24 protein-coding genes and 1 tRNA gene are annotated in these 25,108 nt (G+C 45.8%); 15 read left to right on the forward strand and 10 right to left on the reverse strand.

Annotation, left to right across the window (positions count from 1 at the left end; translation table 11 throughout):
• The first annotated feature begins 432 nt into the window (after nucleotides 1-432).
• The 3 genes from aqpZ (at nucleotide 433) to Q4Q50_RS10195 (ending at nucleotide 2,148) form a co-directional block, all read left to right on the forward strand.
• A complete protein-coding gene (gene aqpZ / locus Q4Q50_RS10185; protein ID WP_311899212.1) occupies nucleotides 433-1,128 on the forward strand; it encodes an aquaporin Z in 696 nt (231 codons plus the stop codon).
• A gap of 164 nt (nucleotides 1,129-1,292) precedes the next feature.
• Complete coding sequence (locus Q4Q50_RS10190) at nucleotides 1,293-1,673, forward strand: DUF2750 domain-containing protein (RefSeq protein ID WP_106649827.1); 381 nt, start codon at nucleotides 1,293-1,295, stop codon at nucleotides 1,671-1,673.
• A 25-nt stretch (nucleotides 1,674-1,698) separates the two neighbouring features.
• A complete protein-coding gene (locus tag Q4Q50_RS10195) occupies nucleotides 1,699-2,148 on the forward strand; it encodes a hypothetical protein (RefSeq protein WP_006080743.1) in 450 nt (149 codons plus the stop codon).
• A 111-nt stretch (nucleotides 2,149-2,259) separates the two neighbouring features.
• Here the strand turns inward: Q4Q50_RS10195 and erpA are convergent, their stop codons facing one another.
• Together erpA and Q4Q50_RS10205 are read right to left on the reverse strand one after the other, a co-directional pair.
• Nucleotides 2,260-2,610, reverse strand: a complete 351-nt coding sequence (erpA, locus tag Q4Q50_RS10200; RefSeq protein WP_006080742.1) for an iron-sulfur cluster insertion protein ErpA — start codon at nucleotides 2,608-2,610, stop codon at nucleotides 2,260-2,262.
• Nucleotides 2,603-3,406, reverse strand: a complete 804-nt coding sequence (locus Q4Q50_RS10205; RefSeq protein WP_011846148.1) for a DUF6776 family protein — start codon at nucleotides 3,404-3,406, stop codon at nucleotides 2,603-2,605. The genes erpA and Q4Q50_RS10205 overlap by 8 nt, the downstream gene beginning before the upstream one ends.
• Before the next feature lie 74 nt (nucleotides 3,407-3,480).
• Between Q4Q50_RS10205 and Q4Q50_RS10210 the strand changes: the two genes are divergently transcribed.
• From Q4Q50_RS10210 to hemL, 3 genes are all read left to right on the forward strand, one after another.
• Complete coding sequence (locus Q4Q50_RS10210) at nucleotides 3,481-5,205, forward strand: chloride channel protein (RefSeq protein WP_006080740.1); 1,725 nt, start codon at nucleotides 3,481-3,483, stop codon at nucleotides 5,203-5,205.
• Between the two features lie 276 nt (nucleotides 5,206-5,481).
• Entirely contained in the window at nucleotides 5,482-6,501 is a 1,020-nt protein-coding gene (locus Q4Q50_RS10215) for an aspartate carbamoyltransferase (RefSeq protein WP_006080739.1), read from the forward strand.
• 26 nt (nucleotides 6,502-6,527) lie between these two features.
• On the forward strand, nucleotides 6,528-7,820 hold the full coding sequence (hemL, locus tag Q4Q50_RS10220; protein WP_311899213.1) for a glutamate-1-semialdehyde 2,1-aminomutase: 1,293 nt from the start codon (nucleotides 6,528-6,530) through the stop codon (nucleotides 7,818-7,820).
• Between the two features lie 113 nt (nucleotides 7,821-7,933).
• Here the strand turns inward: hemL and Q4Q50_RS10225 are convergent, their stop codons facing one another.
• The gene (locus Q4Q50_RS10225) at nucleotides 7,934-8,131 is read right to left on the reverse strand and encodes a hypothetical protein (RefSeq protein WP_311899214.1); all 198 of its coding nucleotides are present in this window, start codon (nucleotides 8,129-8,131) and stop codon (nucleotides 7,934-7,936) included.
• Between the two features lie 552 nt (nucleotides 8,132-8,683).
• On the opposite strand from Q4Q50_RS10225, the gene nhaD reads away from it, so the two are divergent.
• Nucleotides 8,684-9,931, forward strand: a complete 1,248-nt coding sequence (gene nhaD, locus Q4Q50_RS10230) for a sodium:proton antiporter NhaD (RefSeq protein WP_311891823.1) — start codon at nucleotides 8,684-8,686, stop codon at nucleotides 9,929-9,931.
• Between the two features lie 108 nt (nucleotides 9,932-10,039).
• Here the strand turns inward: nhaD and Q4Q50_RS10235 are convergent, their stop codons facing one another.
• A complete protein-coding gene (locus tag Q4Q50_RS10235; RefSeq protein ID WP_311899215.1) occupies nucleotides 10,040-11,158 on the reverse strand; it encodes a general secretion pathway protein GspB in 1,119 nt (372 codons plus the stop codon).
• The gene (locus tag Q4Q50_RS10240; protein ID WP_311899216.1) at nucleotides 11,158-12,831 is read right to left on the reverse strand and encodes an ExeA family protein; all 1,674 of its coding nucleotides are present in this window, start codon (nucleotides 12,829-12,831) and stop codon (nucleotides 11,158-11,160) included. The genes Q4Q50_RS10235 and Q4Q50_RS10240 overlap by 1 nt, the downstream gene beginning before the upstream one ends.
• 178 nt (nucleotides 12,832-13,009) lie before the next feature.
• Here Q4Q50_RS10240 and Q4Q50_RS10245 point away from each other — a divergent pair, with 178 nt between their 5' ends.
• Nucleotides 13,010-14,239 (forward strand): multifunctional CCA addition/repair protein, encoded by a 1,230-nt coding sequence (locus tag Q4Q50_RS10245; RefSeq protein ID WP_311899217.1) that lies wholly within the window; start codon nucleotides 13,010-13,012, stop codon nucleotides 14,237-14,239.
• A 254-nt stretch (nucleotides 14,240-14,493) separates the two neighbouring features.
• Nucleotides 14,494-14,760: an Lpp/OprI family alanine-zipper lipoprotein gene (locus tag Q4Q50_RS10250; RefSeq protein WP_006080732.1), complete on the forward strand. Its 267-nt coding sequence runs from the start codon at nucleotides 14,494-14,496 to the stop codon at nucleotides 14,758-14,760.
• Nucleotides 14,761-15,374: 614 nt separating this feature from the next.
• Here the strand turns inward: Q4Q50_RS10250 and Q4Q50_RS10255 are convergent.
• From Q4Q50_RS10255 to folB, 4 genes are all read right to left on the reverse strand, one after another.
• Complete coding sequence (locus Q4Q50_RS10255; RefSeq protein ID WP_311899218.1) at nucleotides 15,375-16,217, reverse strand: putative RNA methyltransferase; 843 nt, start codon at nucleotides 16,215-16,217, stop codon at nucleotides 15,375-15,377.
• A gap of 116 nt (nucleotides 16,218-16,333) precedes the next feature.
• The gene (locus Q4Q50_RS10260; RefSeq protein WP_106649817.1) at nucleotides 16,334-17,134 is read right to left on the reverse strand and encodes an undecaprenyl-diphosphate phosphatase; all 801 of its coding nucleotides are present in this window, start codon (nucleotides 17,132-17,134) and stop codon (nucleotides 16,334-16,336) included.
• Nucleotides 17,135-17,152: 18 nt separating this feature from the next.
• Nucleotides 17,153-17,656: a 2-amino-4-hydroxy-6-hydroxymethyldihydropteridine diphosphokinase gene (gene folK / locus Q4Q50_RS10265; RefSeq protein ID WP_006080729.1), complete on the reverse strand. Its 504-nt coding sequence runs from the start codon at nucleotides 17,654-17,656 to the stop codon at nucleotides 17,153-17,155.
• Between the two features lie 69 nt (nucleotides 17,657-17,725).
• A complete protein-coding gene (gene folB, locus Q4Q50_RS10270) occupies nucleotides 17,726-18,076 on the reverse strand; it encodes a dihydroneopterin aldolase (protein WP_006080728.1) in 351 nt (116 codons plus the stop codon).
• 268 nt (nucleotides 18,077-18,344) lie between these two features.
• On the opposite strand from folB, the gene plsY reads away from it, so the two are divergent.
• Complete coding sequence (gene plsY, locus Q4Q50_RS10275; RefSeq protein WP_006080727.1) at nucleotides 18,345-18,956, forward strand: glycerol-3-phosphate 1-O-acyltransferase PlsY; 612 nt, start codon at nucleotides 18,345-18,347, stop codon at nucleotides 18,954-18,956.
• Nucleotides 18,957-19,051: 95 nt separating this feature from the next.
• Here plsY and tsaD read toward each other — a convergent pair whose 3' ends face one another.
• Nucleotides 19,052-20,068, reverse strand: coding sequence for a tRNA (adenosine(37)-N6)-threonylcarbamoyltransferase complex transferase subunit TsaD (gene tsaD / locus Q4Q50_RS10280; protein ID WP_311899219.1), 1,017 nt, complete (start codon nucleotides 20,066-20,068; stop codon nucleotides 19,052-19,054).
• A gap of 215 nt (nucleotides 20,069-20,283) precedes the next feature.
• On the opposite strand from tsaD, the gene rpsU reads away from it, so the two are divergent.
• From rpsU to Q4Q50_RS10305, 5 genes are all read left to right on the forward strand, one after another.
• A complete protein-coding gene (gene rpsU / locus Q4Q50_RS10285) occupies nucleotides 20,284-20,499 on the forward strand; it encodes a 30S ribosomal protein S21 (RefSeq protein ID WP_006080725.1) in 216 nt (71 codons plus the stop codon).
• A 6-nt stretch (nucleotides 20,500-20,505) separates the two neighbouring features.
• Nucleotides 20,506-20,949 (forward strand): GatB/YqeY domain-containing protein, encoded by a 444-nt coding sequence (locus Q4Q50_RS10290; protein ID WP_006080724.1) that lies wholly within the window; start codon nucleotides 20,506-20,508, stop codon nucleotides 20,947-20,949.
• An 83-nt stretch (nucleotides 20,950-21,032) separates the two neighbouring features.
• Nucleotides 21,033-22,757 carry a DNA primase gene (gene dnaG / locus Q4Q50_RS10295; protein ID WP_311899220.1) on the forward strand — a complete coding sequence of 575 codons (1,725 nt, stop codon included), beginning with the start codon at nucleotides 21,033-21,035 and terminating at the stop codon, nucleotides 22,755-22,757.
• A 135-nt stretch (nucleotides 22,758-22,892) separates the two neighbouring features.
• Complete coding sequence (rpoD, locus tag Q4Q50_RS10300) at nucleotides 22,893-24,728, forward strand: RNA polymerase sigma factor RpoD (protein ID WP_311899221.1); 1,836 nt, start codon at nucleotides 22,893-22,895, stop codon at nucleotides 24,726-24,728.
• A gap of 255 nt (nucleotides 24,729-24,983) precedes the next feature.
• Nucleotides 24,984-25,060, forward strand: a tRNA-Ile gene (locus tag Q4Q50_RS10305).
• Nucleotides 25,061-25,108: the final 48 nt, after the last annotated feature.

Raw genomic sequence — 25,108 nt, forward strand, 5'->3', positions numbered from 1 at the left:
AGATCAAGTGATAACCTAACCAAGAGCTTCTACATGAAGCTCTTGCTGTATTTACGCCTCAACGTATCGATTTCTCCTCTTCCTGCCTAAATTAATCAAGAAAATCAGCAACCCATTTAAAGCCATCTATTATTAATGACAGATAGTGGTAGCAACAGAGTGTGGTAGCAACAGAGTGTGAGTAAACAACTCCGTCACTGAAGCTTAATCAAATCTCACTATATTGGAGCTGATGCTGAATATTGCTCTAAAACAACTCAAACACTTGGTCATTGCCTCACAAGCGTTCGACAAAAAACTGCTGTTAAGGGAACTCATGTCACGCGCGCGATTTTGCTCACTCAGACAAAATCCGCCAATAGACAGGTAAATAAGGAATAAAGACGCACTCGTTAACAAACAAGTGTCTTTAACATAATAGGAAATCAATCAATGAATATGTCACAAAAAATGGCGGCGGAATTTCTTGGCACCTTATGGTTAGTTCTTGGAGGCTGTGGCAGTGCGGTACTTGCCGCTGCATTTCCCGAGGTGGGCATAGGTTTACTCGGTGTCGCGCTCGCATTTGGCTTAACAGTTCTCACTATGGCCTTTGCGATTGGCCATATTTCAGGTTGCCACCTTAACCCAGCGGTGTCATTCGGCCTTTGGGCTGGCGGACGTTTTCCAGCGGCAGAATTATTGCCCTATATCATAGCCCAAGTCGCGGGCGGGATTGCTGGCGCGGGTATCTTGTATCTTATTGCTTCTGGTCAGGAAGGATTTTCACTTGCGGGTGGATTTGCCTCTAACGGTTTTGGTGAACATTCACCGGGTGGCTACAGCATGCTGTCGGTCATGATTTGCGAAATCGTTATGACACTGTTCTTTTTGATCATTATTTTAGGTGCCACCGATGAACGCGCGCCCAAAGGGTTTGCCCCGATTGCGATAGGTCTAGGCTTAACCTTGATCCACCTAATAAGTATTCCAGTGTCTAATACTTCGGTGAATCCTGCGCGCAGTACAGGTCCTGCGTTGTTTGTCGGTGACTGGGCGGTATCGCAGCTCTGGTTATTCTGGGTAGCCCCGATTGTCGGCGCCATTTTGGCAGGCTTTATCTATCGCTACTTCCGCGCGGCAGAATAAACATCGAAGATCTAACACAACAGCGCCCTCTTGGCGCTGTTGTTCTTTTTCTAATCCCGCTCTAATGTTACCATTTAGCCAACTGGTGAATTTTGCTGTGCCCTAGGTTTTTACATTAGAGACACAACAGGCTTCGCCCTATTCAAGCAAAAGAGATATTTTTCATGAGCAAGACTGTTAAAACCCTCGCTGAGACAGCAGCAATGACACCAGAAGCCCGTTACGATTACCTCGTTGATCAAGTCAAAGAACATAAGGTTCTTTGGACATTACAAGACCAAGACGGTTGCGTCATGCTGACCACTGAAGAAGAAGATTGCATTCCAATGTGGCCAACCGAAGAAGCGGCTGAATCTTGGGCTGTGGATGAGTGGAGCGATTGCCAAACATTAGCGATCCCATTCGATGAATTTCACGAAAGATGGGTGCCAGGCATGGAAGATGACGACCTGTTCGTTGCCGTGTTCCCAGTATTAGATGATTTAGGTGTGGTTATCCCACCTTATGAGTTAGATCAACGATTAGCGCCTAAGCAAAGCCATTAATCTCAATCGCTAAGCGAGAATGTCTATGAGCGAGCAAGAATCGGCGATACCGACACCTAAGGCTGACGCGGCCGTGAGTTCACGTTTACCCAAACGACTGATTGCCCTGCTGCTAGTGTATGTTGTTGCGTCCGTGAGTGGCTTAGTCGCTAAACAAGGCGTGTTATTTTGTCTACTGACACTTTTAATGGTGATTGCCATTATTGGTCGACAAAAGGCGGCGCTTATTATGCTGCGTGGCTACACAGTCGTGCAGCTTGGCTTGATTAGCATGCTGCCAGTGATCATGTACGATCCCGGCAATTTAGTGGTAGGCCCGACGACGGTGCATTTAGGTGAATGGCAGGGCAAACTGCCTGACTATGTGATTTTTATCGCGTTAATCATCTTGTCATTACTGCAAGTCTGGGTCGCTTTTGATAAAAAGGTAAAGGCGTGGTTTAAACCTAAGCTTAACCTGAACATCATGAGTTAAGTTCGTAGCATACTGAATTTTGCCCAACAAAAAGCCGTCATTGCGACGGCTTTTTTGCTCTCACTTCACACCTTAAAGGCGCTAAGTGAGCAGTCTTTATAGAGAAACTCTTTACACAGAGAAACTGGCACCACAGCCACAAGTTGTGGTTGCGTTAGGGTTTTTCACAAAGAAGCGAGAACCTTCGAGTCCTGAAGTGTAATCCACTTCACCACCGACTAAATATTGTAGGCTCATAGGATCGACAACTAAGAGGACGCCTTGTTTTTCTATCGTAAAATCGCCGTCATTGACCTTTTCATCAAAGGTAAAGCCGTACTGAAATCCAGAACAACCACCACCAGTCACATAGACTCGTAGCTTAAGTGCAGGATTCTGCTCTTCTTCCAGCAAACCTTTCACCTTAGCGGCTGCCGCATCGGTAAATTGGATTGGCATTGCTGTATCAGCTTGATCAGTCATTACTACCTCTTACATCAGTTTTCTGGGGCAAATTATCCTTTACCTGACTGTTTTGTTCAAGTATTACCCGTGGTTCTTTTTCACCCTGTAATAACTCAGGGGCACTATAGACATGTTCTGTCTGCGAATTCTTGGTCCAGCGGCTCGAAGGCACAAGCACTTTGACTTTCACTTGCTGTAAACTAAAGCCTGCAGGAACAGTGACCTTGGTATCTATGACCTGAAAATAGCGAAAATCAAATTCCAACTTAGAACCCGTGAGTTTGTTCACACTCAAGCTAACGGATTTACCCTCCTGCACGCCAATTAATGTCAATTCGACTCGACCTTGAATCGCTTGCTTGCGCTTTTGCAGCTGAGTTAATACCAGTTTGAGATTGTACTCATCGGCTAAAACGCCCGGCGTCATTTCAAGTCCGTGGATGGCGACACCTTCGGCATTATCATCCGGTGTCATAATGCTACGGTAAAACGCCAGCTCATGTTCCAATTCTTTTTGCTTTTTCATCTGCTGGCCAAACATATCTTGCATTTGGGCGTTAGCCTCACGCTCGACGGACAGCTCTAGATTTCGGGTCGCTAGTAATTGGGTCTGTGTTTCTAATTCAGCACTCAAGCGTTGGGCTTTGCTGCTGATGTGTTTAACCACGGGCTCATCACTGCTTAGTAGCAGAAAACTTATCCAAGCCCCAAAAAGAATAGAAACTAACACTAAAAGCGATAAATACACTGAAGATGGACGATACTTGAGATCCATCACTTGCAGCCGATCTAGCCAACGATGATAATTTGGCATTAGGTAACAGCCCCTTATATAAAATACAATCAACTCAAGAACGAGTTCGATACAATACAACTCAGGCCAATGCAGTGCAATTAACGATAAATAAAGTCGCTATTCAACATGCCATAGTCACAGCCAAAAAGTATTTAACCAATGAGCTACGTGACCATTTATCCCAAGCGAGGATCAGTGCACAACTGTGCATACTGGCACTGCTGTTTGCCATTTTCGCATCCTGCGTGATCTTACTGTTTCGACTCTTGCTCGTTTGGGCCAATCATTACACCCAAATACAGGCGCTGGATTTTACGGGGAACGTTGCCGACTGGCGAGCCCTGTTACCACTTTTAGGCGCAATATTAATTTGGATTGTGGCTAAGCTAGGCTCCAAACGTTATAAGCGTATGGGAATAGCCTATGTGTTACATAGAGTTAAACTGCACTACGGTAAAATTCCGCTGCAATCTGCCGTAGGGCAATTTTTTCAAGCATTATTCGCCCTCGGCACCAATTTCTCCGTCGGCCGCGAAGGCCCTGCTATTCATCTGGGTGCTGTCAGTGCCAGTTTTCTCGCCGAAAAATTCAATCTTCCCGATAACAGTGTGCGTATTATGTGCGCCAGTGGCATTGCCGCAGGGATTGCCGCGACATTTAACGCGCCCTTGGCGGCAGTGATTTTTGTTCTCGAAGTGATTGTCCGCGAATATAAAGTCCATTACTTCTTCCCGATTATGCTCTCCGCGATTTGTGGCGCGGTTTCAAGCCAATTAGTGTTTGGTAATGTGCACGAATTTGACCGTATTCAAGTGATCCACATTCCCTTAGATCACTACCCTATTCTCGCTATCGGCGGCGTGGTATTAGGCTGCGCTGCGGCGCTGTTTAATTACTCACTCTTAAAAGTCACCGCGACGGGGCAAAATTGGCCACTGATTTACCGACTATTATTGGCGGGCAGCGTCACCACGCTAATCGGTCTAGTATTACCGCAAGCCCTTGGCACGGGCGATCTCGCCATTAGCGAAGCCATTAGTCAACATCCAAGTCTGTTGCTGTTAATTGCCCTATTATTTGCCAAAATCATTGCCACTATTGCGGCGATTGGCTTAGGTATTCCAGGTGGTTTGATTGGTCCACTCTATGGCATCGGCGCGCTGCTCGGGGCGATTTTGGCGCTGATCAGTGCCATCTTATTCCCGTCGATCGCTCCATATGTAGGGCTTTACACTGTGATCGGCATGACGGCCATGATGGGCGTATGTTTAAGCGCGCCGCTGGCGGCGTTAGTCGCCCTGCTAGAAATGACCAATGATGCCAGTATTATTCTGCCAGCGATGTTTGTGACTATTCCGGCATTTTTGATTGCCTATCAAGGTTTTAAGACTAACTCTATTTTCTTTAAACAATTAGAAATCATGGGGCTAGGCTATAAAGTTGCGCCAGTAAATTTAGCGCTGCAGAAAAAAGGCGTGCGAGCCTTGATGGATAAACGCTTTGTTATCGTCAATAACAACGATGAATTGTTACTCGAAGTGCTTAAACGGGCAGAAGGTCGACCTGTGCTGGTTCGCAATGCCGATGGCGTTATCGAAATGCTCAGCCTTGAAATGCAATCCTACGATGACAGTACCACGCTATCGCGCCATCCCATGCAAGGCTTAAGCGACAGCACTACGCTCAATGAAGCCTATTTACTCTTGTCACCCAAGCGCAGCGGTGAGGTGTTTATCTATCAAGATACGCCCGATAACGTGGTCGGGGTGATCAGTTGGTCAAACCTGCAACAGGAAATTCGCTTAGGCCAAGCCTAACGTCAATTTAAAACATCGATTTAAAACCTGATATCAATTTAAAATCTGATAGTGATGCAAAACCTAATATCGATGCCAAACCTTGATACCAAACCTAAGGCGGCAGATTAAAAGCTTTGGGCTTCATCGCAAAAATCTAACACAGTGGCAATGTGGCTATTTCGTTGCCCCTGTGCTTCTGCTACAATCGCGCCTCAGCCACCCTACATAACATCAGGGCAGATAAGCGCGATACCGCAGCTTAAAATGCCCCCTAGCAAATTGGAAAACAGGCTGATGAATCAGTTCGAAGGATCCCATATCCTCTCCGTAAACCAGTTAGATCTTGACTCAATCCAAACTATTTTTAATGTCGCTAGCCGTATGATGCCCTATGCACTTCGAGAGAAGCGCAATAATGTGCTCGATGGCGCCATTTTAGGTAACCTGTTTTTCGAACCCAGTACCCGTACCCGCGTAAGTTTTGGCTGTGCCTTTAACTTGCTTGGCGGCCATGTGCGTGAAACCACAGGTATGGCTTCGTCGTCTTTATCTAAGGGTGAATCCCTGTACGATACGGCGCGCGTGTTATCCACTTATTCCGATGTGATTGCCATGCGCCATCCAGACTCTTATTCAGTGAAAGAGTTTGCCGAAGGCAGCCGCGTCCCAGTGATCAACGGTGGCGATGGTTCGAACGAACATCCAACCCAAGCTCTACTCGATTTATACACTATCCAAAAAGAACTCAAATGTGCCGGCCGCGGTATCGATGGCATGCACATAGCAATGGTCGGCGACTTAAAATTTGGCCGTACCGTGCATTCACTATCACGCTTACTCTGCATGTATAAGAACATCAGTTTCACACTGATTTCACCTGCTGAATTAGCGATGCCTGATTATGTGATCTCCGACATTGAAAATGCTGGCCATAGCATCAAAATAACCGACCAGCTTGAAGGCCATTTAGATAAAGCAGATATTCTGTATCTCACTCGCATTCAGGAAGAGCGCTTCCCTTCACAGGAAGAAGCGAATAAGTATCGCGGCAAGTTCCGCTTAAATCGCAGTATTTACACTCAGCATTGCAAATCTAACACTGTCATTATGCATCCGCTTCCAAGGGATTCACGCGCGCAAGCCAATGAGTTAGATAATGATTTGAACAGCCACCCTAATCTCGCCATCTTCAGACAGGCGGATAATGGGCTGTTAATTCGCATGGCTTTGTTTGCATTGACACTCGGCGTTGATCATCAACTCGAAAAATATGAGTGTCCGGTTAATTGGTATTCACGTAAAGCCGATCGCTAGTTGGCTACAGACTTTAAGGACTAAACATGACCCGTTCCGAAGCGCTATTTGAACAGGCTAAAAAAACCATCCCCGGCGGCGTTAACTCTCCGGTTCGTGCATTTAATGGTGTAGGCGGTTCGCCCCTGTTTATTGAAAAAGCAAACGGCGCTTATATTTACGATGCCGATGGCAAAGCTTATATCGACTATGTCGGTTCTTGGGGCCCGATGATCCTCGGCCACAATCACCCTAAAATCCGTGCAGCGGTATTAGCGGCAGTGGAAAATGGCTTGTCTTTTGGCGCACCAACAGAACTTGAAGTGCAAATGGCCGAGAAAGTCATCTCTATGGTGCCTTCTATTGAGCAAGTACGTATGGTGAGCTCTGGTACAGAAGCTACGATGAGCGCCATTCGTTTAGCACGCGGTTTTACTAATCGTGACAAGATCTTAAAATTCGAAGGTTGTTACCACGGCCATGCGGATTGCCTGTTAGTTAAGGCAGGTTCTGGCGCACTAACTTTAGGCCAACCTAGCTCACCCGGTATTCCAGAAGATTTCGCCAAGCACACCTTAACGGCTGTGTATAACGACTTAGATTCTGTAAGAACCCTGTTCGAGCAGTATCCAACTGACATTTCTTGCATCATCATCGAGCCCGTTGCTGGCAACATGAACTGCATTCCACCTATCCCAGGTTTCCTTCAAGGTCTGCGTGATATGTGTGATGAGTTCGGCGCCTTAATGATCATCGACGAAGTGATGACAGGGTTTCGCGTATCACAAAGCGGCGCTCAAGGTTACTACGGCGTTACACCAGACTTGACCACGCTGGGTAAAGTGATTGGTGGCGGTATGCCAGTGGGTGCCTTCGGTGGCCGTAAAGATGTGATGCAGTTTATCGCGCCTACGGGTCCGGTTTACCAAGCGGGAACGTTATCTGGTAACCCAATTGCGATGTCAGCTGGTCTGGCGCAAATGGAAGCCCTGTGTGAAGAAGGTCTATACGAAAAGTTAAGCGCGAAAACTAAACGTATTGCAGAAGGTTTTAAAGCGGCAGCTGACAAGCACGGTATTCCAATGGCGATCAACTATGTTGGCGGCATGTTCGGTTTCTTCTTCACAGAACAAGCGGAGATCACCCGTTTCGACCAAGTGACCCAATGTAATATTGAGCAGTTCCGTATTTTCTACCACGGCATGTTAGATGAAGGCGTGTACTTGGCACCTAGCGCTTATGAAGCCGGTTTCCTGTCTATGGCCCATGGCGAAGAAGAAATGCGCTTGACCTTAGAAGCGGCTGACCGCGTATTAGCGAGCATGAAAGCGGCAAGCTAAACCTAGATTTTAGGGTTACTGCACCTTAAAAATAACAAAGGGACGCAATAGCGTCCCTTTGCTTTACTGAGATTTAGCTAGCCTTACTTAGATTCAGTTAGCTTTGTTTAACGTTAGTAGCTATCAGACTTTTTAGAACCTAAAGCCGATTTAAATATTATCGCTGCCACGACCAGCTGTTTGGTCAAATTGATATGCTCAATGGCGAGCTCAGGCTGACTCATCACACCCAGCGCAATAAGCTGCTTGCCCGAATACGTTAACCAAACCAGTGAGCCTAAAAGCAAAAGGCTCCGAATAACAAATGTCATTTACCTCTACTCCAAAAACACAACATCCGGTGTTAACACAACATACTGTGCCTAGATAAGAAAACAGCCACAAGATAGCGCTCGCTTTGTATCCAGTCAAGATTTTGGCAAAGACATTTTTGTGACACGCTAATCGATTAAGCCATTAGAGGTCAGTAACAAAGGAAAGTGTGAAAAAGCAACACTACTCAGGCCGCAGCATTCATGAATATCTTGCTGAACAAAAATTAATTGAAGGATCGACAAACTGACTGCTTAGACTTTAATCGTAGATCTCACTTTTAACCTAGTAATCAAATCAAACAATACAGTTAATAAAACTGATAAATACAAATAATTCGATATATAAAACCAGTTTACCACCCAAAAGCATGAGATCAACATCACAAAGCAGCAGCAAATTGAGTCACAGCTAACAGTTGCGTTCTTTAGCCCATTATGTTCTGATCCGCACGCGCTAACACGGCTGGCTTAATTCAGCCTTGATATGCTCAATCTTTAGGTTGACTCAAGTCGCCCTACGACATTAAAACAGCAGTTGGAATTGCAGTTATGTTAAATACCTTTCTCATCATACTGGCCGTGCTCGCATTGCTCAGTATTATTTTCGAAGAAGTGACCCACCTTAATAAAGCAAAAACCACCTTATTCTTTGGCTGTATTTCTTGGGTAGCGCTGTTTATGGCTGCTGGAGAACCGGCCCACGAGAAACTCGTTGCCCATCAACTCAATGAAAATTTGCTCGAAATTGCCACACTCTGGCTCTTTCTGATGTCGACCATGACCTTCGTAGCGTATTTGAACGCTAAAGGCATGATCCAAATCATGGTGCAAAAGCTGTTCCCGCAGAAAGTGTCGGTGCGCATGTTGATGATCCAAGTTGCCCTGTTTGCACTCGTGCTCTCGGCATTTTGTGATAACGTCACTGCGACGTTAGTGTCATTAGGTTTATTAACCACCTTTAAACTCGACAAACAAATGCGCCGCAGAATGGCAGTGTTGATTATCTTCGCAGTGAACTCAGGCGGTGTCGCTTTGATCACCGGCGATGTGACAACATTGATGATCTTCTTAGGCGGTCATGTGCATATGTCCGAACTGCTGATGTTGTTTATCCCATCGGCCGTAAGCGTGATTTTGTTGGCAACCCTGTTCTCACTCAAAGCCGAAGGCGTGGTGAGCACGACCCCCATCAAACACACCTATCAAACCGTTGATGTCATGATTGCCCTCGTGTTCTTCTGCACGATTTTAATGACCATGTTACTGAACATATTGTTTGGTATCCCGCCAGTGCTGACCTTCCTAACGGGTCTGTCAATCATGTTCCTGATTGGCCACACCACGCGTAGCGATAAAGAAGAAATCAAAATCCTTGAGTATATTCGCCAAGTTGAATACGACACCCTGTTGTTCTTCTTAGGTATTTTGCTGCTCGTGGGTATGCTTAAAGAAATCGGCACCTTAGACATGCTGACCGAAGCTTATACTATGTTTAATCCAAACATCTCTAACTTCGTCACAGGTATCGGCTCAGCCTTGATTGATAACGTGCCATTAACGGCGGCATTGTTAAAAGCAAGCCCAGTCCTGAATACTCCAGAATGGCTTGGCTTAACCTATAGCGTTGGCGTGGGTGGTTCACTGCTGATTATCGGTTCAGCATCGGGTATTGTTGCCATGAGTAAAGTGAAAGAACTGACGTTTGTGAGTTACTTAAAATACGTTCCAGCACTTTTCCTTTGCTACAGCGTCGGTTACGCATTGACCCTATTCTTAGCCTACAGACTGTTTGATTAAGTTGAGATTCACTAAGATCAAAAAAGGCGCCTAGGCGCCTTTTTCATTTCTACTCTTTAGCTATGACTTGCACAGATAACCGCTAGCATTACTCATCGTAAAGCCAGATTAAATTGCAGGCACTTTAAACTGGGTACCTTGAATATCTAACACTATGTCCCGCGGACGAATGGAGATAATCTTCAGCTTACCCGCAATCATATCCCCTTCCTGTAACTCTGCACCGTCCACATTCAGCCACCTTTGGGTCGGATCGCTGGAATAAACATGGGCAACGATATTAAATTCAGGCACTTGTAATTGCAGCCCAGCAGGTAGTTGACCGTATTTTGGGATATCATCCGCAGCCGTTTTTGGTATAGGATCTAATTTTGCTTCAGTGACATTCGTCTCCGCCGCATTGGTGTATTCCACATCCTTTAGCGCACTTTGAAAGGAAGCCACTAACTTATCTTCATCGCGACTTTTGTTGGTTTCTAAACCGACATCTTCCGCCGCCGCACTCACTTGCTGACGCAGCGCCTCAAGACTCGCAAGACCCGACTCATTGGCATTAGCACCTAACATCATAGGTTGCTGTGTTTGCGTGTCTGTAGACATAGACGTAACTTCGCGACTTGCTGCGTCCACTTGGGCTGACGTCGACATATAGTCTCCGTAGCTGGAATCGCTATTATTCGGATCGCTGTTGTTAGGAACACTATTTTTAGGAACATTGTAACTTTGAGCAGCATTGCTGTTCATATTCGCGCTAGAAGCCTGAGCCGAGTTTGCTACCGCCCCGCCCTGATATTGCGATGATGCAGTCAACTCGGGCAAAGTCTGTGCCCGAGGCAGCGCCACTTTGCCTGCGAGTCGAACACCTGTATCAGCACTGCCCTCAGATTGCGGCTGAGTAACCGATTCTATCGAGGCAGTCTGAAGCGCATTTTTAGCCGCTGTCGAAACAGCTAATGAAGATGCAGTTGGTGGCAATACCTTTGTCACCGCCACATTGTGAGTTGAAGTTTGTTCGGTTGAAATATGACGAGTTTGGTCCCACACACTTAATCCCCAAGCGACGCCAATTCCGGCGGCGACGGCGACAACAAGTAAAGACAGTTTACCTATCGGCACGCCTGATTTACGTGGCTGAGGGTAATTCGCCCTTGGCGTCATCACTGCATCGGGTAAAGGCGATTGCTGCTGTTGTTTATTGCGGGTCACGGCATCGAGTAAAATGGACATCAGCTGCGCGCCCCATTATCGGTTAAACGTGGACCTTGCTGACTTAAATACAAATTTAATCTCACTAATGTCTGATTTCCGGCAATACCATCGGCTTTTAAGCCATGCTGGCTCTGGAAGCTTTTAAGATCGTTTTCCAGCTGCACATCGAATTGATTTACCCTGCGAGCATTGCGATTATTCACATGGGCCAAGGCATTCTCTAACCACTGCAGTTGACCTGGACTCGATTTTTGACTGATATCCATCATAGGCAAATTAGGGGCTTGCCATAAAATTTCGAAGGTGCCACTGAAATGTTGATTGAACCAAGCTCTATCGACCCAAAGTTGTTGTTCACCTAACTGCATCAGTAACTGCTCGCCATCCACCGCAATCACAGCGCCATAAAAATCCTGTTGGTTGTCATCAACCAAATACACCACAGCCGGATAATTAAGCCGAGTCAGTGACATCCAGTTACCTTGCTGCTGATAACAAGACAATCCTTGCTCAACCGCAGACTGACAGGCGGTTAAGCCTTTATAGGGTACTTTGCCCCACACGCTAAACAAACCCGCAAAGGCGGTATCGATATCGCGACTCTGATTAATCGCATCATTAAGTAAGCGCTGATTGGGATCTGGAATAGACACCTGACTGCTTTGCTGATCTACGGGTTGTACTAACTTGCTCATTCCTTCGGTCGCACTCAAAGCTTGAGTGTTTGATGCAGCAACATTTGCTGACGTTGACTCAAGGGCCATACTAGACGCTGACGCGGCATTGACAGGCTTGTCGGTAAATAGCCAATAGGAAACACCAAAAGCGACAAATAACGCCGCAGCGGTCGCTGTCGGCCAAAGATACCTATTCTGAGTTGGCTCCTCTTCACCTAATACTTCAGCCGCAGCTTGCCGCACCATATGATGATCGATGGGCACCCGAGATTGCGCATAGCCCGCCATCAGCGAACGTTCACATAAGAGGTTAATTAATCGAGGGATGCCGCCACTGTACTTTTGTAACACCTTAACGGCTTTGCGAGTAAACAAAGGTTCAAATCGTCCCGCCACTTGCAAGCGATGCAATACATAAAGGGCGATTTCATCTTCATTTAGCGGTAATAAATGGTAGCGAGCAGTGATCCGCTGGGCTAACTGGCGCAACTCTTGGCGCTTCAATAACAGCTGTAATTCTGGCTGACCGATTAAAATGACCTGCAGTAACTTCTTGGTGTCCGTCTCAAGATTGGTCAGAAGGCGCAGTTGCTCCAATACCTCAGGGCGTAAATGCTGCGCTTCATCGATGATGAGCACGGTATTACGACCTTTGCTGTGATTGTCCAATAAAAAACGACTCAAGTGGTCGGTCAACTGCTTGAGCGTGGGATTGTCTCCGTAGGAAATCTTAAGTTCATCGCAAAGCGTGGCGAGCAACTCGAGCTCTGTTAGCGATGGATTAAGGATAAATGCGGTGTCGGTATTATCGGGCAATTGCCCAAGTAAACAGCGTGATACCGTCGTTTTACCCGTGCCAACCTCCCCTGTTAGCAACACAAAGCCGCCCGTTTCCCCTAACCCGTAGGTTAAATGGGCCAACGCCTCTCTGTGCCTATCACTCAAAAACAAATAATGGGGATTGGGTGCAATCGAAAAAGGGTTATCGCTGAGTCCGTAAAAGGCCTTGTACATACCACCAATCATCCTAATTTAAAAATAACGCCCCACGTTAAAGCGTCCCAATGTTATTGTCAAAATATCCGCAACATCAATGTGACACATAAGTGCGCAAATATCTCGCGACGACTTTATCTATCACCTTAATGGGCATGATAAGCTATGTTTATGACACATTAGCCGAATCTTGCCTGTGAAAATATATCTCGTCGGCGGTGCTGTGCGTGACAGCCTGCTCAATCTCCCTATCAAGGACAAAGATTACCTCGTCGTTGGTGCGACTCCAGAACAAATGTTGCAACTGGGATACCGCCAAGTCGGTAAAGATTTCCCGGTATTTCTGCATCCTAAAAACCAACAAGAATATGCGTTAGCCCGAACAGAACGAAAAATTGGACTAGGTTATGGTGGTTTTAGCTGCCATGCCAGTCCCGATGTGACTTTAGAGCAAGACTTGTTGCGCCGAGATCTGACCATCAATGCTATCGCCCAAGATGAAAAGGGCAACTTATACGATCCTTTTAATGGCATTGAGGATATTAACGCGCGCCTATTGCGCCATGTGTCGGATGCTTTCGTTGAAGATCCGCTTCGCATATTGCGTGTCGCCCGCTTTGCCGCAAGGTTTCATGCCTTAGGATTTCACATTGCCGCAGAAACTCTGGCACTGATGCGCCAAATTAGCGCAAGCGATGAGCTTAACGCGTTAACAGCGGAGCGAGTTTGGCAAGAAGTCGATAAAAGCTTAGGCGGACCTCACCCCGAGGTCTTTTTCGAGGTACTCCACCAATGCGGCGCCCTTGAAGTACTCTTTCCTGAGATCTTTGCCTTATTTGGCGTTCCTCAACCAGAAAAATGGCATCCTGAAATTGATACCGGTGTGCATACTTTAATGGTGCTCGCCCAAGCCGCCCTTCTGACTGATGATAAAAGCGTTCGTTTTGCCGCTCTCGTACATGATTTAGGCAAAGCCCTCAGTCCAAAAGAGCATTTACCTAAACATCACGGTCACGGCCAAAAGGGCTTGCCGCTGATAAAAGCGCTCTGCACCCGCTTACGAGTGCCGAACGAAACCCGCGATCTTGCGTTACTCGTCAGTGACCAACATCAGAACGTTCATCAGGCCTTCGAGCTTAGAGCCGAAACGATCGTAAAAATATTCGATAAAGCTGACTTTTGGCGTAAGCCAGAGCGCTTGACGCAGCTTATATTAGCCTGCATCGCCGATATGCGTGGTCGCACAGGATTTGAAAACAACCCCTACCCTCAGGGTGAATATTTAACTCAATGCTTCCTTGCCGCCAATAATGTCGATATTGCCGCCATTATTGCCGCAGGTTTCCAAGGCGCAGAGATAAAGCAGGCGTTAAATTTACGTCGAATTGAAGCGGTCAGTCAGTTTAAACAAAAAATGCAAACTTAACTGCCGACGGATGAACGGTAATTTGTAAAGGATTTGTAAGTGGCGCATCACTTTATAGTGAAGAATGCCCTCCTTTACGATTAGAAATGTCGATATAACTTATAAAAAAAGCTTTTAAAAAAAATTTATATGCCTATAGTGGTTAAACACATTAATATTCGTAGCAAATTAAAATAGCTATGTCATAATTAGGCAGTTTCGCTTACAAAGTAACGAAACATTCAAATCCAACCTATTTTAAGGGATTTTTTACAATGAACAAAAAAGTACTGATGATTGCTGGTTTAGCAATGACTGCCCTACTAGGTGGTTGCGCGAACACTACTGCTCTGGAAGAAAGCGTTGCAACTCTGGGCAACAAAGTTGATCAATTGTCAGCTGATGTTGGTTCTCTGAAATCAGAGCAAAGCAAACTGTCTGCAGACGTTAAAGATGCAAAAGCAGCATCTATGGACGCACAAGCAGAAGCTAAACGCGCAAACGACCGTTTAGACAACGTTGCTTCTCGTTACAAGAAGTAATGAAAGGTAATTTAGCTTACTGTTTAGTAAGTTAAGACAAAAGGCTTAAGAAAGATGAAAGCGATAAGCACATCAATCTAAGCCTTTTTTTATGCCTGTCATTCAAGGTATTGATACCCAAGATTGCCAATCCCGTAATACAAAAATGCAAAATTGACTTTAAATTTCCAAACGCATCTTTAAAGGCTATACCCTTAAAAAGTTAACTTTTGTATGCGCCTGTATAAACGGATCCCATTCGTCTTTTAATTAAAACCTTCGTTATTAATCTAAGCTTCTCATTTAAACTTTTAAGTATTCTTAAAAGCCAGTCTCGTTTATCTTAAAAAATGGTTTTTTATAAAATAATAATATTTCTCTTTTAAAGAAAAGCTATTGACAAAAATCGAGGCTACATGGGAAACAAAGGCAATAAGAAGGTTGTATTTGTCACAGAACAAAAAGGCCTAAAGTTAAAAATAATAACAGCTTCGGCCCATCCAACATAAAAGCAACATAAAAACGTCAAACAGAATCATAGACTTGAGTAATATAGCCTTATTAAACATCTCAAAGCTATCGAGCCAAGCCTATGAATTGGTTTAAAATTAACCGCATCAACTGCAGATTTTAACCTATAACGACTCACTCACACGTTTATGTGCTAAGACTAATACATAGTCAATTTCCAGCGACTCAAAATGATTAGCCTGAATATCGTGCTTCATCTTGTCATTTGCACGCCATGCATAAGGTGCCATATCCAACAGCGTTAATGCCTGCTCACCGGTAACAGATAAGGTAAAGCTCAGTGCCTGAGTCTCTTTTACCGATAATGCTGAGGGTAAATTCACTTTGAAAGGTTTTTCAGACAAGTCAGAATAAATATATTCCCTGAGTTGCCATAGGTGTCGTGGCCCAGGCATAACCAGTAACATGGTCCCATCGTCTTTCAATATCCTAACAGACTCTTTTCCCTTTAACGGCCGATCAATAACAGTAATAAAATCCACACAATTATCGGCAAAGGGTAATTTTTTAGAGGAACTTAAACACAAGATCCCAGGAGTCTGCGCCTTCGCTGCAGCAAAAATAGCATTTTCTGCGTCCGCTACGCCCACGTACTGGACGTTTAGCGGATTTTCGACCTCAGCCAGCTTGGAAGCTAAAGCACGCAAGAAGAAGCCCTCAGCGCATTCATAATCCAATAAACAAGCATCAGGTATGATAGAACTGGTGATTATCTCAGCCAGTTTATCGATTAAAGGCGAAAAGATGCCTGATTCGAGCAGAAAACGCTTAGCTCTAACTTGCTCGCGCGTATCACCAGTCGGCTTTTGACGTTGTGGTTTAGTAAAAACCCAATATCCTTGCTCATTTCGATCGAAGTGATGCTTATTAACACAATAAAAACCTTGGGAGGCTTTGTGTTGTTTTAACGCAAGTCCGCAGGTTGGACACTGATATTCGAGACCCATATAAAGCTCCAAAATGAGTTAAGCTTCAGAAAATGAGGAAGCTCCAAAAATAAAAATCGGGTACTTGACCCGATTCTATTATTTATTATCTGCCTATGATGACCAAACTCGTGTAACTACAAGAAGATAAATCCACACAAGATGGCACCCAGTGCTAAACGATAGATTACAAATGGGGTCATTCCCATGCGGCTGATGATTTTTAAGAAGTAATGAATACAGGCATAAGCGGCAACAAACGAAATCAGAGTTCCTAGAATTAACGCTTGATAATCAATCGGAAGCTCACTTTTCGCCAGATCTTTACCCACTAAAATCGCCGCCCCTAAACTCACAGGCACTGACATTAAGAATGAAAAGCGGGCCGCAGCATCACGACTCAAGCCTAACATCAGCGCCGCTGTCATAGTGGCACCAGAGCGCGAAGTCCCTGGGATCAAAGCCAGTGCCTGCGCGAAACCAATTAACAAGGCTTTACGCCAGCCAGTCTGATAAACCGTTAAATCGCGGCGCGACATCTTATCGGCCCACCACAACAATAAACCAAATACCACTGTCGTGACCGCGATAACCTCAGCATTACGTAGATGAGTCGCGATAAAATCCTTTGCCAGAAAACCAAAAAATACCGCAGGCAAGGTCGCCAGAATAATCCACCATGCCAGCTTACTGTCTTCAGATTGTTGACCTTTGAAAATGCTCGCAATCCAAGCATTAAACATAGCCCATAACTCGTGTCTAAAATAAATCACCACAGCAAATAACGACCCCGTATTCACCGCTACATCGAAGGATAAGCCTTGGTCTTCCCAACCTAAAAGCTGTGCGGGTAAAATTAAGTGGGCCGAGCTAGAAATAGGTAAAAACTCGGTTAGCCCTTGAATAAGCGCTAAAATAATGACCTGAAACGTATCCATGACAATCCTATCAATAAATTAAAACGTCAGCCCTGGGGGCCATTCAAACGTCACAGGCCAAAGTCGCTGTGAATCTTTGTCATACTCTTGCCACAAACTTGCATAGCTTTTATCTACCACGGGATGAATCAATTCCGGCGCTAACTCGGCTAATGGCCATAACACAAAGGCATTATTGACTATCTCAGCACGGGGCAGCACAACAGGCGTTTGGCATACCACATGGTCATAAAGCAGCAGATCCAAATCTAAGGTTCTTGGGCTAAATTTCTTTGCCCCGGCAAGCCGGCCGTGATTCTGCTCGATTTGCTTAAACTGTGCAACTACCGCCGCTATATTAAGATCCGTTTCAGCGCTAGCAACCATATTCAAAAAATTAGTGCCACTAAAACCTACCGCTTCACTTTCATACATAGAAGAGAGGCGCAGCGGCCCGAAACACGCTCGCAGCGATGTTAATCCTGCTTGCAGATGCTGTTCAGGCTCGATATTGCTACCCAGACTGATATAAATACGTGCCATGTTAATGTCCGATTTATCTGAAGATAAACACTATTTCTCAATCAATAGCGCAGTTGATCAAGTACTCATCTAACGTGAACGTTCAATCTCGACGCCAACCGAAGCTGCAGTTGCTACCGCGCCTGGCTTCATCACGACAACTTTCACCCAAGTCACGTTAAATTCTTGAAGTAGGCAATCGGCCACTCGCTCGGCAACCGTTTCGATTAACTCGATTGGATGCTCAGTAACAAGTTGGGTTAATCGATTGGAAACAGTCTCATAGCACAGCGCATATTGATAATCATCCGTCGCTGCGGCAGGTTTATTATCCCACGCCATGTCTAAGTCTAATAACAGGCTCTGATGGATTTTCTTTTCCCACTCATAGACACCAATCACAGTATCAATGCGCAATTGCCGTATAAGTACCTTATCCATGCTTTCTCCAACTAACTGACTACTATGAGGTCTGATAAGCTAAAAGCGATCCTAGCTGTATAATCTGCAATCTTCTGACAGATAACTAATTTACTTTCTACTCGAGCCAATCCACAGTAGGATAACGCCCTAAAAGGATTTGCTCATTCAGAAAATATCTCAGCCCCAACTGGGCGAGTTATCGCATAAACCTATAGCGGGATTGACAACTGAGTCAGCTTTTTAAATTGTTGCGCGATAATACCTTAAGACGCGTAAGGAAACCAATGTGAGTCCATTAACACAGACACTTTTGATGATTTTGGCCGCCTACTTGGCGGGTTCAATCTCAAGTGCCGTGCTGGTTTGTAGGATGAGAGGTCTACCTGATCCAAGATTGCAAGGTTCAGGCAATCCAGGCGCCACCAATGTACTAAGAATTGGCGGCGCGAGTTCGGCTGCCATGGTGCTGTTTTTCGACATGCTCAAAGGTGCCGTGCCTTCTTATTTAGCTTATCTCATGGGCATAGATGCAGTGTCACTCGGGCTCATCGCCATCGCCGCATGCCTTGGGCATATTTATCCGGTATTTTTTGGCTTTAAAGGCGGCAAAGGCGTTGCTACCGCCTTTGGCGCTATGGCTCCCATCGGCGATGATTTAGCGATTTGCTTAATGGCATCTTGGGTCGTCCTATTGTTAATTAGCCGCTACTCGTCCCTTGCAGCAATCCTTACCGCTTTACTGGCGCCCCTTTATACTTGGTGGCTAGACGACAGATTCACCATTCCCGTTGCCATGTTGTCGACACTTATCATCATTCGCCATAAAGACAATATTCAGCGCTTACTCAAGGGTGAAGAATCTAAAGTGTCACGCAAGAAGCGTCCTAAAAAATCTTGAGATGACATTACGCCCAATAAAATTACCCCAATAAAAAACTGCGCTAAAAGCGCAGTTTTTTATTTCAGCATCAATACATCGGCATCAAAGGCGTGTTATGCCACAGGTGGCAAGGTATCTAATGGCCATCGAGGTTGACCTTTTACCGCTAAATCTTCGTGTTGTCCCGCCTTTAAACGCTGCAATCCCGCAAAGGCAATCATGGCGCCGTTATCGGTACAAAACTCACCGCGGGGATAAAACACTTGTCCACCTAGCGAGTTCATCATTTCAGCCAAGGTTTCCCTTAAACGCGTATTCGCGCTCACGCCACCGGCGATCACTAAGCGGTTATAGCCAGTTTGCTTCAGCGCACGGCGACATTTAATCGCTAGCGTATCAATCACGGCTTCTTCAAAGGCACGGGCAATATTGGCGCGCGTTTGTTCATCGTCAGGTTCAGCGGCAATGGTATTGGCGGTAAAGGTTTTTAAACCCGAAAAACTAAAATCGAGTCCGGGTCTGTCGGTCATAGGACGCGGGAACTTATAGCCTGCAGGTAAGCCTTTAGCGGCCAGTTTCGCTAAGCGCGGACCGCCGGGATAATCCAGCCCCATTAACTTGGCCGTTTTATCGAATGCTTCACCCGCGGCATCGTCAACGGACTCACCTAATACTTCATAACGGCCAATACCCTCGACTTTAACCAACATTGAATGGCCACCAGAAACTAATAAGGCCACAAAGGGGAACTCAGGCGCGTCATCTTCGAGCATAGGCGCCAGAAGGTGCCCTTCCATATGGTGCACACCGATTGCAGGCTTGTCCCAAGCGAAAGCCAGTGAGCGCCCCACACAGGCACCGACAAGCAAAGCACCAATCAAACCTGGGCCCTTGGTGTAGGCAATCCCGTCGAGATCAGCCATTTCTGTATTCGCATCTTTCAGCGCTTGACGAATAAGCGGCACAATTTTGCGTACATGGTCACGCGACGCCAACTCAGGCACCACACCACCATAGTCGGCATGCAGCTTAACTTGACTGTATAAAGTGTGCGATAATAAGCCCAGTTCATCGTCATAGACGGCGATACCTGTCTCGTCACAAGATGTTTCAATACCTAGAACCCGCATGGTGTCTCATCAATTGCTAACAAAAGGGCGCTAATTCTACCTGCAAGCGCTCGATTACTCCAGTCGCGCAGACCATATTGAGTCCACTATAGGACTGAGCTCAGTTTTAGGGCTTTACAAGCCTAGGTGTCTCGGTATAAAATTCCGCACCATTTTAAATAGACTTGGTTCGAGTAATTGAACCAGAACAACCTACACCTAAGGGGTGATGGCGTATGCCAATTATTAAAGTACGTGAAAACGAACCATTCGACGTAGCTCTGCGTCGTTTCAAGCGCTCTTGTGAAAAAGCTGGTATTTTAGCCGACGTGCGTGCTCGTGAATTCTACGAGAAGCCAACTACTGCACGTAAGCGCGCAAAAGCAGCTGCAGTTAAACGTTTAGCTAAGAAGCTTTCTCGCGAAAACGCACGTCGCGTACGTTTATATTAATCTCATATGAGCCTAATTGATCAGCTAAAAGACCACATGAAGCAGGCCATGATCGCCAAAGAGAAGGCGCGCTTGAGCACTATTCGTATGGCATTAGCCGCCATCAAACAGATTGAAGTGGATACCCGCGAATCTCTGACTGATGAACAGGTTATAGCGGTCTTAACCAAAATGGTGAAACAACGTCGTGACTCGATTGCTCAATTTGAAGCAGCGGGTCGTAACGAGTTGGCCGACGTGGAAGCAGCAGAGATTCAAGTTATTGAAGCTTTCCTGCCTACCCCTCTTACAGAGGCGGAAGTCGCGGCGCTCATCGATGCAACTATTGTAGAAGTAGGTGCATCCGCCATGGCGGATATGGGCAAAGTAATGGGAGCATTGAAATCTAAAGTGCAAGGACGTGCAGACATGGGCGCTATCGGCGCTATGATCCGTGCTAAATTGCAATAATTAGCGTTTCACTGTATGAACAAGCCGTGCCTATGCGCGGCTTGTTTGTTTAAATTCGCGCAAGGCGGGATTTTAAGCACTCAATGGCAATACCTCGTGATTTTATCAATGAGCTAATCGCTCGCACTGACATAGTCGAACTTATCGATCGTAAGGTGCCCTTGAAAAAGGCGGGTAAGAACTACTCGGCCTGTTGTCCTTTTCATAGCGAAAAATCACCTTCGTTTACCGTCAGCCGTGATAAACAGTTCTATCATTGCTTTGGCTGCGGTGCTCACGGCAACGCCATCGATTTTGTGATGGAGTATGACCGACTCGATTTTATTGATGCCATTGAAGATTTGGCGGGCCAGCTTGGATTAGAGGTTCCCAGAGAACAAGGCACAGGCAAGCGACATGATGACGGTTTAAGTCGTGACTTATACCAACTCATGGAAGAAGCGAGCCTTTACTTTCAAAACCAACTTAGACAACACCAAGATAAACAAAAAGTTATCGATTATCTTGCCTATCGCGGTTTATCCTATGATGTAGTCGAACATTTTGGTATTGGCTTTGCGCCAGACGGTTGGGACGGCTTATTGGGCCGCTATCGTCAGAATCAAGATGCGCAGGATAAGTTACTGACTGCGGGTATGTTAATTAGCAACGACAGTGGGAAACGTTACGACAGATTTCGTGACCGCCTCATGTTTCCTATTCGCGACAGACGCGGACGAGTCATTGGTTTTGGTGGCAGAGTTTTAGGTGATGGCACACCCAAATACTTGAATTCTCCAGAAACGCCCATATTTCATAAGGGCAATGAGCTTTATGGTCTCTATGAACTAAAGCAACGCTATCGCGATCCTGACAAAGTACTGATCGTTGAAGGCTATATGGATGTGGTGGCGTTGGCGCAATTTGGTGTCGATTATGCTGTCGCATCATTAGGCACCTCGACGACGGCGGAGCAATTTCAGCTTTTGCTGCGCAGCGCTAAAGAAGTGATTTGCTGTTACGACGGCGACAGAGCGGGTACTGAAGCGGCTTGGCGTGCCTTGGAAACGGCATTGCCATTATTAAAGCCAGGCGATCAAGTGCGATTTATGTTCCTGCCTCAGGCCGAAGATCCTGATTCTATGGTACGTAAGATTGGTAAAGATGCATTTGAAACCTTAATGGTTTCAGCCATTGCACTACCCGAGTTTTTGTTTGATACGTTAGCGACAAAATACGGTACAGATAAAGGCAACTTAGCGAAACAAGCTTTTATCTTAATTGAAAAAATTCAAGACACTGTGCTGCAAAATTTACTGCTTGAGAACTTAGCTCACAAGTTAGGAATGAACAGCTCAGAAGATATGAAAAAGAAGCTAGGCTTTAGCGTGAAACAAGCTAAACCAATGGCAAATAAAGGATTAAAAGGACGCGGTACACCATTGCGACTCGCCATCGCACTGCTAGTACAACATCCTAAACTGGGTATGGGCTTACCCCCACAACCCGCACTCGCCCACTTGCAGATGCCAGGCATAGAATTGCTGCCACTGTTATTGGAGATGACTCGAGAGCAAACGTTAAACAGCGCACAACTACTTGAACAATTCAGAGAGCACCCTTACAGCGGCACTCTCCATAAATTGGCCCAATGGGACCATCAAGTGGCGGATGAAAACTTGCTCGAAAAGTTTAAACAAACCCTGGTTTGGTTGAACAATCAATATATTGAACAACGATATCAGGAATTGAGTCTAAAACAGACTCATACTAAAGAAGAGAAGATGCAGCTCTCGAAGCTGATCTCAGTCATGAAAGGGTTAAACTGAGGCAAAAATGTCCTCATTCACTGTCCCAGTGACTAGCACAGACATGTGCACACGGCTATAATTGACGATTTGCGCGGCACTTAGCTCATGCTAAGTGTCCGTCGTTGTAACAGTTTCCCAACTTGGATGATATCTATGGATCATACTCCGCAGTCGCAACTTAAGCTGTTGCTTGCCAAAGGTAAAGAGCAAGGTTACTTAACCTATGCAGAAGTGAACGATCACTTACCTGCAGACATGGTCGATTCTGACCAGATCGAAGATATTATCCAGATGATAAATGACATGGGTATCCGGGTATTCGAAGAAGCCCCAGATGCCGATGACATGATGATGTCGGAAGACAACACAGACGAAGATGCCGCTGAAGAAGCCGCTGCCGCACTCGCAACAGTAGAAAGCGAACTTGGCCGCACAACCGATCCCGTGCGCATGTACATGCGTGAAATGGGTACCGTTGAGCTTCTGACCCGCGAAGGCGAAATTGTTATCGCCAAACGCATCGAAGAAGGCATCAACACAGTTCAAAGTTCAGTCGCCGAGTACCCGCAAGCGATCGCGATGATCCTTGAGCAATTCGACCAATTTGAAGCCGACGAACTGCGCCTATCTGATATTATCTCTGGATTTGTTAACCCGGACGAAGAAGACGTCGCACCGACAGCAACTCACATCGGCTCAGAATTATCTGAAGAAGAGCTGGACGATGAAGATGACGAAGATGACGAAGACAGTGAAGATGAAGAAGAAGGCAACAAAGGGCCAGATCCTGAAGAAGCACGCGAAAGATTCGCTCAACTGAGAACCGCCTACGAAAGTGCACTGAAAATTATCGAAGCTAAGGGCCGTGAACACCCAGAATCGGTAAAAGCACTATTCGAAATTGGTGAAATCTTCAAAGAATTCCGCTTAGTACCTAAACAGTTTGACCGTTTAGTAAAAAGCATGCGCACTATGATGGATCGCGTGCGTGTTCAAGAACGTTTAGTGTTAAAACTATGCGTTGAACAAGCCAAAATGCCGAAGAAAAATTTTGTTAAATTCTTCACTGGCAACGAAACCAACCTCGATTGGTTCAACACTGAAAAAGCCTCAACTAAACCTTATGCCGAAGGCCTAAGAATGGTTGAAGACGACGTGATCCGTTGTCGTACTAAGCTTGCAGCAGTTGAAGAAGAAACCGGCTTAGCGATTTCAGCCATTAAAGACATCAACCGTCGTATGTCAATCGGTGAAGCTAAAGCCCGCCGTGCGAAGAAAGAAATGGTTGAAGCAAACTTACGTCTGGTAATTTCTATCGCGAAGAAATACACCAACCGTGGTCTGCAATTCTTGGACTTAATCCAAGAAGGTAACATTGGCTTGATGAAGGCCGTGGATAAATTCGAATACCGTCGTGGTTACAAGTTCTCGACCTATGCAACTTGGTGGATCCGTCAGGCGATTACTCGTTCTATTGCCGACCAAGCGCGTACCATTCGAATTCCAGTACACATGATCGAAACGATCAACAAGCTGAACCGTATCTCTCGCCAAATGCTACAGGAAATGGGCCGCGAGCCTTCTCCTGAAGAACTGGCTGAGCGTATGATGATGCCGGAAGATAAGATCCGTAAGGTACTGAAAATCGCCAAAGAACCTATCTCCATGGAAACTCCAATCGGTGACGATGAAGATTCGCATTTAGGTGATTTTATCGAGGATACGACCCTCGAACTACCACTGGACTCAGCGACCAGCGAAAGCTTGAAAAACGCCACACACGAAGTGTTAGCAGGTCTAACCGCCCGTGAAGCGAAAGTACTGCGTATGCGTTTTGGTATCGATATGAACACTGACCACACTCTTGAAGAAGTGGGTAAGCAGTTCGACGTAACCCGTGAACGTATTCGTCAGATTGAAGCTAAGGCACTGCGCAAACTGCGTCACCCTTCACGCTCAGAAATCTTAAAATCATTCCTAGATGAATAGGCCGTTACCAGCCTAAAGTCAGCTAAGTAAGATTTGAAGCCCTGCCTATGCAGGGCTTTTTATTGCCTCTCATACGCTAATATCGACATCAGCACAGTATCGAAGCCCTAAATTTAGGCGACGATTACATTTAAGTTGATTAACAGATAACCAATTGAATCAGTTGTGTGTATTTCAAGCCAAAACACGGGTGACAAGCGTAAGTAAGCTTAGTATACTTCCACCCGCTTCAGGTAATGACGATTACCTTAAGTCGGCCCCTTAGCTCAGTTGGTTAGAGCACACGACTCATAATCGTTAGGTCCACGGTTCAAGTCCGTGAGGGGCCACCACCCAATACAACGAAGAAGCCCATTGATTCAATGGGCTTTTTTGTATCT

This window comes from Shewanella scandinavica, assembly GCF_031932065.1.
GTDB classification, from domain to species: Bacteria; Pseudomonadota; Gammaproteobacteria; order Enterobacterales; family Shewanellaceae; genus Shewanella; species Shewanella baltica.

Excerpts from the sequence above, each read along its gene's own strand:
- aqpZ (WP_311899212.1), top strand. The coding sequence starts at position 433 with ATGAATATGTCACAAAAAATGGCGGCGGAATTTCTTGGCACCTTATGG.
- Q4Q50_RS10190 (WP_106649827.1), top strand. The coding sequence starts at position 1,293 with ATGAGCAAGACTGTTAAAACCCTCGCTGAGACAGCAGCAATGACACCA.
- Q4Q50_RS10195 (WP_006080743.1), top strand. The coding sequence starts at position 1,699 with ATGAGCGAGCAAGAATCGGCGATACCGACACCTAAGGCTGACGCGGCC.
- erpA (WP_006080742.1), bottom strand. The coding sequence starts at position 2,610 with ATGACTGATCAAGCTGATACAGCAATGCCAATCCAATTTACCGATGCG.
- Q4Q50_RS10205 (WP_011846148.1), bottom strand. The coding sequence starts at position 3,406 with ATGCCAAATTATCATCGTTGGCTAGATCGGCTGCAAGTGATGGATCTC.
- Q4Q50_RS10215 (WP_006080739.1), top strand. The coding sequence starts at position 5,482 with ATGAATCAGTTCGAAGGATCCCATATCCTCTCCGTAAACCAGTTAGAT.
- hemL (WP_311899213.1), top strand. The coding sequence starts at position 6,528 with ATGACCCGTTCCGAAGCGCTATTTGAACAGGCTAAAAAAACCATCCCC.
- Q4Q50_RS10225 (WP_311899214.1), bottom strand. The coding sequence starts at position 8,131 with ATGACATTTGTTATTCGGAGCCTTTTGCTTTTAGGCTCACTGGTTTGG.
- nhaD (WP_311891823.1), top strand. The coding sequence starts at position 8,684 with ATGTTAAATACCTTTCTCATCATACTGGCCGTGCTCGCATTGCTCAGT.
- Q4Q50_RS10235 (WP_311899215.1), bottom strand. The coding sequence starts at position 11,158 with ATGTCCATTTTACTCGATGCCGTGACCCGCAATAAACAACAGCAGCAA.
- Q4Q50_RS10240 (WP_311899216.1), bottom strand. The coding sequence starts at position 12,831 with ATGTACAAGGCCTTTTACGGACTCAGCGATAACCCTTTTTCGATTGCA.
- Q4Q50_RS10250 (WP_006080732.1), top strand. The coding sequence starts at position 14,494 with ATGAACAAAAAAGTACTGATGATTGCTGGTTTAGCAATGACTGCCCTA.
- Q4Q50_RS10255 (WP_311899218.1), bottom strand. The coding sequence starts at position 16,217 with ATGGGTCTCGAATATCAGTGTCCAACCTGCGGACTTGCGTTAAAACAA.
- Q4Q50_RS10260 (WP_106649817.1), bottom strand. The coding sequence starts at position 17,134 with ATGGATACGTTTCAGGTCATTATTTTAGCGCTTATTCAAGGGCTAACC.
- folK (WP_006080729.1), bottom strand. The coding sequence starts at position 17,656 with ATGGCACGTATTTATATCAGTCTGGGTAGCAATATCGAGCCTGAACAG.
- folB (WP_006080728.1), bottom strand. The coding sequence starts at position 18,076 with ATGGATAAGGTACTTATACGGCAATTGCGCATTGATACTGTGATTGGT.
- tsaD (WP_311899219.1), bottom strand. The coding sequence starts at position 20,068 with ATGCGGGTTCTAGGTATTGAAACATCTTGTGACGAGACAGGTATCGCC.
- rpsU (WP_006080725.1), top strand. The coding sequence starts at position 20,284 with ATGCCAATTATTAAAGTACGTGAAAACGAACCATTCGACGTAGCTCTG.
- Q4Q50_RS10290 (WP_006080724.1), top strand. The coding sequence starts at position 20,506 with ATGAGCCTAATTGATCAGCTAAAAGACCACATGAAGCAGGCCATGATC.
- dnaG (WP_311899220.1), top strand. The coding sequence starts at position 21,033 with ATGGCAATACCTCGTGATTTTATCAATGAGCTAATCGCTCGCACTGAC.
- rpoD (WP_311899221.1), top strand. The coding sequence starts at position 22,893 with ATGGATCATACTCCGCAGTCGCAACTTAAGCTGTTGCTTGCCAAAGGT.